Origin of the sequence: Enterococcus infantis, assembly GCF_049166715.1 — a bacterium.
Lineage (GTDB): Bacteria > Bacillota > Bacilli > Lactobacillales > Enterococcaceae > Enterococcus_C > Enterococcus_C leclercqii.
The window spans coordinates 26,422-33,435 of record NZ_JBMHFB010000016.1; the positions used below are offsets into that span (position 1 = coordinate 26,422).

Genomic DNA, 7,014 nt, shown 5'->3' on the forward strand with positions numbered 1-7,014 from the left:
GCCAAATAAAAAGGCTGCATGAAAAGACATCACACAGCCCTATTCGGTTTTAGCCAATGATTGTGATAAAGCCGGAATTGATTTCATCATCAAATTCGCCTTGCAAATACTCCATCACATTTGCAATTGCGTGGTGCTTCCACATACCACCATCAGCTTCAAAAAGTGCACAGTTCCCATTTTTATCAATCCGAAATACAAACGGGCTAGCTGGCTGTTCGACTTCCAAAAATGTGCGGTAAGGTCTCAACTCAACCGGGCTAGGGACCTCTGCTTGACCAACAGTTGCCGCTCCCTGTTTAACAGTCACGGTCTGAGAAACGCCATTGTCAGTGACATCCCCACCGCCTTCAATTCGGATTGCACTAGCGCACTTCCGAATCGCTTCGGAATTCTCATCGCGTTGGAAAAGGGACAAAATATTGATGATGAATTGTTCCGAATCCAAGAACCGGCCATATGGATAGCGATCTAATTCTGCTGTGGCCAAAATAGCAGATTCCCGTTTTCTGTCCGCATCTAGTTCCGAGTAGACATTGACTTTCGTAGGTGAAGCAACATGGATCAGCAACTTACTCCCCAAAGTTTTATCAAACTGCTCTTTCAGATAGCCAACCAGTCCAGAGAGGGTATGGACTTCTAAAGATGAGGCATACTTTAACCCTTCCAGTTCGACCAGGGTCGCCTTGCCTCTGTCATAAAATGTTTTTCCTTTTTCTTCATATAAAACCTTTTGTCCATCAGCGAGCTCTACCGCATATGCCAATGCATCTTTGATATTCTCTGTCATTGCATTTCCTCCTAGTTAATTTGGCTTTTTTTATCATCAATGAATTTGATGATCTCACCTGGTTCTTTGACTTGTTGCGCTGCCACTTCTTTTTCAATTTCTTCAACAGGCTTTCCATGATCATCTTTTAATTTAGAATCAGCCGTATCAAAGAACATTTGCCCTTTTTGTCCGCTTTTCAGTTCGTTGGCATATACATTGCCATCCAATTCATCAATCAGCACTTTTGTTCCTACTGCTTTTCGTGGAACCAGCGATGATTTCACTTCTGCATCCAAATACATCATGTCTCGATGATCATCTGCAGTTAAGGTGACTGTGATGGTGATCTTTCGTTTTTTCTCCGGATCCGTATTCAAATCCAAAATGTTTTCTGTCACTTTGGCCACTTCGTGATCAAAGCGCTCCTGCAAAGAGCCCTCAGCAAGCTCACTGAGATTCGTATTGATTTTCTCCATGGAAAAATTGCTCCCTCCTGTGCTATACTTTCTTTAGTTAAATGATTTCTTCGACTGACCATGCTTGCCGGCTGTGGTCAGTCTTTTTTTGCATTACTGTTGATCCTTCTGATTTCATCTATCAAGTATGGGTCAACCTCCTCTACTCGAACCTCTAAGCCTTCACACAGCTTAATAACTTTTTCAAAACTGATTTTTCTCTTTCCAAGTTCCATCAAATTAATATTACTTGCGAAAATCCCTGATTTTTCGGAAAGCTCTTTTAACGTCAAACCCCTTTTTATCCTTAAAAATTTAACTCTTCCGCCAATTGTTGAAGTATCAATACGTTCCAATTTTCTTTCGATAATATTTCTCTTGTCTTTCTTCACTTTCCACTCATAATTTTCAAGTTCTGCCAATCGCTCTTCTGAAATCTCAACCATTAACAGTCCCTCCTTCCCGTTTATTTAAATTCGGTAATATCACCGCAAAATATTCCCGAAGTAAGTTAGTACAAGTGCCACTAACTGTGTATATTGCTCATTGGTCGATAAAAAGTAGATAGTGATATCCGAATTTTCATCACTATCAAAGGAACGATCTTCAACTTCGGCAGTTGATTCGAATCTGGTCCACAAAATATTTTTGATTTTCTGTGCATAAGGCTTCGCATATTTCTTAGGAACCTCAATGGTTAACTCCTGTTGTTCAAATTTCATTTTTTCTTCTCCTTTCCACTCGTTTTGCTTCTGCATCATCGTATGAAGTAAAAAGCAACAAACCAAATGGCAACGTCCAAACAAATGCCATCTGCCAGTTCATCCAGATATGCAGTACATTAAAAAAGATGAGTGTGACAGCAACAATGCGAATTACATGTTTCATTTTTTTCTCCCTTCAATTAAGCAAGTCATTGCGGATAAAATTATTGCAATCACGAACAATAGAAATGCATTTTTTAAATTTATCAAATACTTGCTCCTCTCGATTGAGCCACAAGTTTATTGACAAAATACACTTGTCCTTTACCAGTTACTTTTGGAGTCTTATTAATCGATGTGTGACCATCGGAATGTGAAACCACTGTCTCTTTCACCTCGAATAGTTCCAGATCCATTGATTTTTGAGTTGGCATGTTCCAGTCTGTACCTTTACGACGAATCAAGAAGCCATTTCCTCTTAACCATTCAAAAAGTCGATTTGCCCCCATCTCTACTCCATTCTGCTTGATCAGTTTTGCGAGATCACCGACCAAAATGCTCGTGTGACTTGCAGAAACGGAATCAGCAAACAGCGCTTTGGGTCTCATCTCAGCATTTTCGAGTTGCAATGCCTCGACTTTACGAGTTTGAATTTGTAAAGCACGCTGGACGACCATTTCTGGATTATTCCACGCACGCTCAACCTGCAAAAAATACTGCCGTGCTTGCCTGCCCTTCTCAGAACGCTGGATCATTGATATTTCTTTTGCCATGTCCAGTTTTAAAGCGTGGTCTTGCAAGGTCTGTCTTGCTAGGGCGTTAAAAACTTTACACCCTGTGTAATCCACTCCTTCGGCAAATCCATATTTAAGCATTCGCTCGAACCAGCTTGAGTAGCGTTCGGTTACTTCTAAAAAACCATGCAATTCCCGTCCGCTGATCAGCTGTTCATCATTTTCGTTAGTAGTCACCTTTATTAGTTCGTTCATTCTTTTCTCACCTGCTTTCTCGCAACATACTCGTATAGCGCTATCGAAGAAAATTTCCAGTTTTTTCCAACTTTCACTCCGGGAATAACACCAGCCTCCGCTTCTTTGTTAATTGTTGAAGCAGAGGATCCAAGATAGTCTGCAGCTTCTTGCGATCCCCAGATTTCATTTCTAATCGTTTTTTCCGATAGAAGTACTCGTAGATCCTCTAGACTCACCAAAGTCAAAGTTTGTGACACCTACCTTACCTCCTCTTTTTGTTCAGTTTTCCGTACAACCGCTGTAAAAAAATATTCCCCTACATCACTATTAGAGATATCTAGTACTTTAGACACCCGAAGTATTTCAGATTGTGTAAAATTCGACTTACTGTTTAACTTTTGATTCAGAGAAGTCCGGCTCATGTTAACTGCAGGGGCTAGTGACTCTTGAGAATAGCGCTTTTCCTTCATCTTTTTAAGTAGCAAGTCATAGTTATATGTGACAGAGAACTTCTTCATCAAATCACCTCCACCTCGCGCGTTCGGTTTTCTGTACAAATCCATCTTAATCTCAAAGTTAACGTATGTCAACAATAATTGTTCAGCTTTCTGTACTTTATGCTTGCTGTTAAAAAATTTTAACAGTATAATGTGTTCATGGAGGTGTACAGAATTATGAACAGTTTTGCAGACAGACTAAGTGAAGCGCTATCCCTAAAAGGAATATCCCAGGCTGAATTATCCAGAAGAACTGGTATCGGAAGGAACTCTATAAGCGATTACTTGAAGGCAAAATATGAAGCGAAGCAAGATAATCTCTTATTACTAGCAAATGCTTTGGATGTTAATGAAGCTTGGCTAATGGGCCTCGATGTTGAGATGGAAAAAAATAGTATAACCTCCATTTACAATCAGTTGAATATGGATAGACAGAAATTAGTCTCTAACTTTGCTATTAAGCAATTAAATGAACAAAAAGGACTAGTCGCTTATCCCAATTCGGATAATGATATCTATACCCTTGCAGCTCATAGAGTTGATGAAGACCACATAGCATCCTCTGAAGAGATCGACGACTTGAATGATTTCTTGGATGACTTAGATACAAAATATGATGAAAAACATCGGGATCAGTGAGGTGTTTTAAGTGAATGACTTTGAAACGCTTTTAGATATGGTGAGTAATGAAGTACCAGTGATTGAAGGGCCACTTTTAGAAAAGGGCTACGAAGGGTTGTATCGTCAGGGCCGTATTTACATTGAGAAGAGTTTATCAACTAACCGAAAGAAAGAGAGGTTGATGGAAGAATACAGCCATCACAAGACTTCTGTTGGCAATATCATCAACTATGATTCGCCAGAAAATCGAAAACAGGAGCTTAGAGCGAGGCGTCTAGCCTTGGAGGCGCTAGTACCATTGGATAAGTTGATTGAATGTTCATTTGCTGGATGTATTGGGAATTATGAATGCGCGGAATATTTGGAGGTCGAAATTGATATATTAGCAGACGCTCTCCGTCACTATGCCAACAAACTTGGGCAAGTCAGTTTGCATGATGGATACATTCTTCACTTTACTGGCGATTCAGTCATCGTTCTAAATCCGAGAAAATAAAAAAGCCCGTGCTGCAAACACGGACTATGAACCTCATTCCTGAGATCCCTCAAAAATATTATATCAAAGAGATGAGGAGAAAAAAATGGATAATGTGTTTTTAGTGTTATTTATTGCATCAGCGGTTGGTATTTGGTATTTCATTAAGAAACAGCCAGATAAAAACAAACGAAACATCGCAATTGGTCTTCTAGTTGTTTCATTTGTTGGCTTTGGGCTGACAACAGATTCATCAAAGAAAACTGCAGCTGACGAACCAAGTTCAAAGTCATCTGCCAAAGCAGATAATTCATCTGAGAAAAAAGAGGAAAAGAAAGAAGAAACGAAAGAGTCATCTAAAAAAGTTGAATTAACTTTAGAAGTTCCTAAAGAAGTCGAGGTTGACAAGGACGGAAAGGCATCTATTTCTGGTACAACTACTCCTAATGCACGTGTATCTGTTGGCATGGGAATCATTGGAGATTCTACTGAGGCAGACAAAGACGGAAAATTCACTTTAAAATATGAACTTACAGGTGATGACGAAGAAGAAATTACGATTAACTCAACGCTTGATTCAGACACAAAAGATATGAAGGTAAAAGTTAAACCAAATTCAGAAGTAAAAGCGGCGCAAGAAGCTGCAGCAAAAGCTCAAGCCGAAGCAGATGCAAAAGAAGAAGCGGAAAAAAATGACCCTGCAACATATAATACTGGTATTACTTATGATAATTTAGCTCGTACTCCTGACCAGTATATGGGAAATAAGGTAACTTTCCAGGGCAAGATCATCCAAGTCATGGAAGGTGATGGCTACACTCAATATCGATTTGCAGTAGACTCCAACTACGACAATGTGGCCCTTATTGAAATTACATCTGATAAGTTATCCACACGCGTTCTTGAAAATGATATTATTACAATTTATGGAGAATCGAAGGGTAATATTACTTATGATTCAACCCTTGGTGGTAAAATCACTATCCCTGCAATTTCTGTAAATATGTTTAATATTGACGGACAAGGATAACCTTTCATACTTCGTGACAAAAAAGCACACCCTCCTGCCGGCAAGCTAAAAGGGTGTGCAACACATTAACCTATAATACAATAGGCTTCTTTGGCTATTGTATCAAAGAAAGCGAGCTGTTACAAATGGCTGAAAGACTAAAAGGCTCAGTAGAAGAAATTTCTCCAGGGCGCTGGCGTCTTCGTGTTACAACCGGTTATAACAAAAAAGGCAACCCCATTCGGGAAAGTGATGTTGTGGACGCCAAGAATAGGCGCAAGGCTGAACAATCACTGGAAGACTTCATTGAAGAGCTCGAGGAACATGGTTATAAAAATATTCGTAACATTACCTTGAAAGCCTTCTTTGAAGATACTTGGATCAATGATGCAAAAGCTCTCCTCGACTCCGATGCTGCTTACCAAGGATATAAGTCCATCATGGAGAAGCGATTCATTCCCGAGATTGGAGATGAAAAGCTTCGAGAGATTCGCCCATTCCAAATCCGCAAAATCATTGATGGTGCAACTTATCTGAAGGATGTAGATAAGCCCGTTTCCAGAAAAACGAAGCAACGATTCCTAAATGTAATTGCCCACGTCCTCAACCTTGCGAAAAAGGAATACACACTGATTGATAATAATCCTGCTGCAAATATTGAGTTCACGAGACGAACTGGAGAGAAAAAGCACGTTTACCCTCCTTACAACCTAAAAGAAATCAATCAACTTTTTAAAGCACTCAAGACCTCCTCTGCTCCACTCAAAGATCGTGTGATGATTTATACGGCCATCATCACTGGGGCACGTCTAGGCGAAATAACAGCTTTACAAGAGGATGATTTTGATCACGAAGAAAAGATGATTTGGTATCATCAACGGATTGTTTCTCAAAAAGATGAAGCTGGTATCCAACATTGGATTAGGAAAGATGGCCTGAAAAACGCGGACGAGAAAACCATGGCCGTACCAGAAGACTACCTGAAAATGGTACGTCAGCTTTGCGAAGAAAATGCACGCATCCGGAAAAAGTTAAATGTAAAACCAGACCGGTTATATCTTTTTATTGATGTTAATACTGGCACCCACTGCATCCCTCAAAGTTTGAGAAGACAGTGGGCACGTTTCATGCAATCAGAAGGACTGCGATACATTCGCTTCCATGACCTCCGCCATACTAGTGCGTCTTACCTTGTAGCTATGAACACAGTCCCAACTAAAGTAATTCAGGAGCGACTAGGACACGCAAGCTATAAAACAACCATGGACATGTATGTTACCGCATTGGATGAATCAGACAGAGATGCTGCTGATACATTTGGAGATGCAATCAGTAGTGTTAATGTTATTGAATAATATGTAAAAAATTTTCTGCCCAAACCTCTGCCCAAACAGCTATTTTTAGGCAAAAGAAAAAAGGTTGATAGACGAGCTGCTAAGCCTGTTCTATCAACCTTTTCTAATGTTATAGCCTGTACGGGATTCGAACCCGTGCCTCCACGCTGAGAACG

Annotated in this window: 12 protein-coding genes; 4 read left to right on the forward strand and 8 right to left on the reverse strand. The window is 40.0% G+C overall.

Going from position 1 to position 7,014, the window contains the following annotated elements; genetic code table 11:
* Positions 1 to 49 precede the first annotated feature (49 nt).
* From ACOMA8_RS14120 to ACOMA8_RS14155, 8 genes are all read right to left on the reverse strand, one after another.
* Positions 50 to 790, reverse strand: a complete 741-nt coding sequence (locus ACOMA8_RS14120; protein ID WP_421371593.1) for a hypothetical protein — start codon at positions 788 to 790, stop codon at positions 50 to 52.
* 11 nt (positions 791 to 801) lie between these two features.
* Entirely contained in the window at positions 802 to 1,248 is a 447-nt protein-coding gene (locus ACOMA8_RS14125) for a hypothetical protein (RefSeq protein WP_421371595.1), read from the reverse strand.
* Positions 1,249 to 1,325: 77 nt separating this feature from the next.
* Positions 1,326 to 1,673: a helix-turn-helix domain-containing protein gene (locus tag ACOMA8_RS14130; RefSeq protein ID WP_421371597.1), complete on the reverse strand. Its 348-nt coding sequence runs from the start codon at positions 1,671 to 1,673 to the stop codon at positions 1,326 to 1,328.
* A gap of 39 nt (positions 1,674 to 1,712) precedes the next feature.
* On the reverse strand, positions 1,713 to 1,949 hold the full coding sequence (locus ACOMA8_RS14135) for a hypothetical protein (protein ID WP_421371599.1): 237 nt from the start codon (positions 1,947 to 1,949) through the stop codon (positions 1,713 to 1,715).
* Entirely contained in the window at positions 1,939 to 2,115 is a 177-nt protein-coding gene (locus ACOMA8_RS14140) for a hypothetical protein (protein WP_421371601.1), read from the reverse strand. Before ACOMA8_RS14140 ends, ACOMA8_RS14135 begins: the two co-directional genes overlap by 11 nt.
* Positions 2,116 to 2,197: 82 nt before the next feature.
* Complete coding sequence (locus ACOMA8_RS14145; RefSeq protein ID WP_421371603.1) at positions 2,198 to 2,920, reverse strand: phage antirepressor KilAC domain-containing protein; 723 nt, start codon at positions 2,918 to 2,920, stop codon at positions 2,198 to 2,200.
* The gene (locus ACOMA8_RS14150; protein ID WP_421371605.1) at positions 2,917 to 3,159 is read right to left on the reverse strand and encodes an excisionase family DNA-binding protein; all 243 of its coding nucleotides are present in this window, start codon (positions 3,157 to 3,159) and stop codon (positions 2,917 to 2,919) included. Before ACOMA8_RS14150 ends, ACOMA8_RS14145 begins: the two co-directional genes overlap by 4 nt.
* Positions 3,160 to 3,465, reverse strand: a complete 306-nt coding sequence (locus ACOMA8_RS14155) for a DUF739 family protein (RefSeq protein WP_421371608.1) — start codon at positions 3,463 to 3,465, stop codon at positions 3,160 to 3,162.
* Between the two features lie 111 nt (positions 3,466 to 3,576).
* Here ACOMA8_RS14155 and ACOMA8_RS14160 point away from each other — a divergent pair, with 111 nt between their 5' ends.
* The 4 genes from ACOMA8_RS14160 to ACOMA8_RS14175 all read left to right on the forward strand — a co-directional run bounded on the left by ACOMA8_RS14160 (position 3,577) and on the right by ACOMA8_RS14175 (position 6,859).
* On the forward strand, positions 3,577 to 4,038 hold the full coding sequence (locus ACOMA8_RS14160; protein WP_421371610.1) for a helix-turn-helix domain-containing protein: 462 nt from the start codon (positions 3,577 to 3,579) through the stop codon (positions 4,036 to 4,038).
* Positions 4,039 to 4,048: 10 nt separating this feature from the next.
* Positions 4,049 to 4,516 carry an ImmA/IrrE family metallo-endopeptidase gene (locus ACOMA8_RS14165; protein ID WP_421371612.1) on the forward strand — a complete coding sequence of 156 codons (468 nt, stop codon included), beginning with the start codon at positions 4,049 to 4,051 and terminating at the stop codon, positions 4,514 to 4,516.
* A gap of 85 nt (positions 4,517 to 4,601) precedes the next feature.
* Positions 4,602 to 5,525, forward strand: a complete 924-nt coding sequence (locus ACOMA8_RS14170) for a hypothetical protein (RefSeq protein ID WP_421371614.1) — start codon at positions 4,602 to 4,604, stop codon at positions 5,523 to 5,525.
* A 125-nt stretch (positions 5,526 to 5,650) separates the two neighbouring features.
* Positions 5,651 to 6,859 (forward strand): tyrosine-type recombinase/integrase, encoded by a 1,209-nt coding sequence (locus ACOMA8_RS14175; RefSeq protein ID WP_421371616.1) that lies wholly within the window; start codon positions 5,651 to 5,653, stop codon positions 6,857 to 6,859.
* Positions 6,860 to 7,014: the final 155 nt, after the last annotated feature.

Excerpts from the sequence above, each read along its gene's own strand:
- ACOMA8_RS14155 (WP_421371608.1), bottom strand. The coding sequence starts at position 3,465 with ATGGATTTGTACAGAAAACCGAACGCGCGAGGTGGAGGTGATTTGATG.
- ACOMA8_RS14160 (WP_421371610.1), top strand. The coding sequence starts at position 3,577 with ATGAACAGTTTTGCAGACAGACTAAGTGAAGCGCTATCCCTAAAAGGA.
- ACOMA8_RS14170 (WP_421371614.1), top strand. The coding sequence starts at position 4,602 with ATGGATAATGTGTTTTTAGTGTTATTTATTGCATCAGCGGTTGGTATT.
- ACOMA8_RS14140 (WP_421371601.1), bottom strand. The coding sequence starts at position 2,115 with ATGAAACATGTAATTCGCATTGTTGCTGTCACACTCATCTTTTTTAAT.
- ACOMA8_RS14120 (WP_421371593.1), bottom strand. The coding sequence starts at position 790 with ATGACAGAGAATATCAAAGATGCATTGGCATATGCGGTAGAGCTCGCT.
- ACOMA8_RS14175 (WP_421371616.1), top strand. The coding sequence starts at position 5,651 with ATGGCTGAAAGACTAAAAGGCTCAGTAGAAGAAATTTCTCCAGGGCGC.
- ACOMA8_RS14125 (WP_421371595.1), bottom strand. The coding sequence starts at position 1,248 with ATGGAGAAAATCAATACGAATCTCAGTGAGCTTGCTGAGGGCTCTTTG.
- ACOMA8_RS14135 (WP_421371599.1), bottom strand. The coding sequence starts at position 1,949 with ATGAAATTTGAACAACAGGAGTTAACCATTGAGGTTCCTAAGAAATAT.
- ACOMA8_RS14130 (WP_421371597.1), bottom strand. The coding sequence starts at position 1,673 with ATGGTTGAGATTTCAGAAGAGCGATTGGCAGAACTTGAAAATTATGAG.
- ACOMA8_RS14145 (WP_421371603.1), bottom strand. The coding sequence starts at position 2,920 with ATGAACGAACTAATAAAGGTGACTACTAACGAAAATGATGAACAGCTG.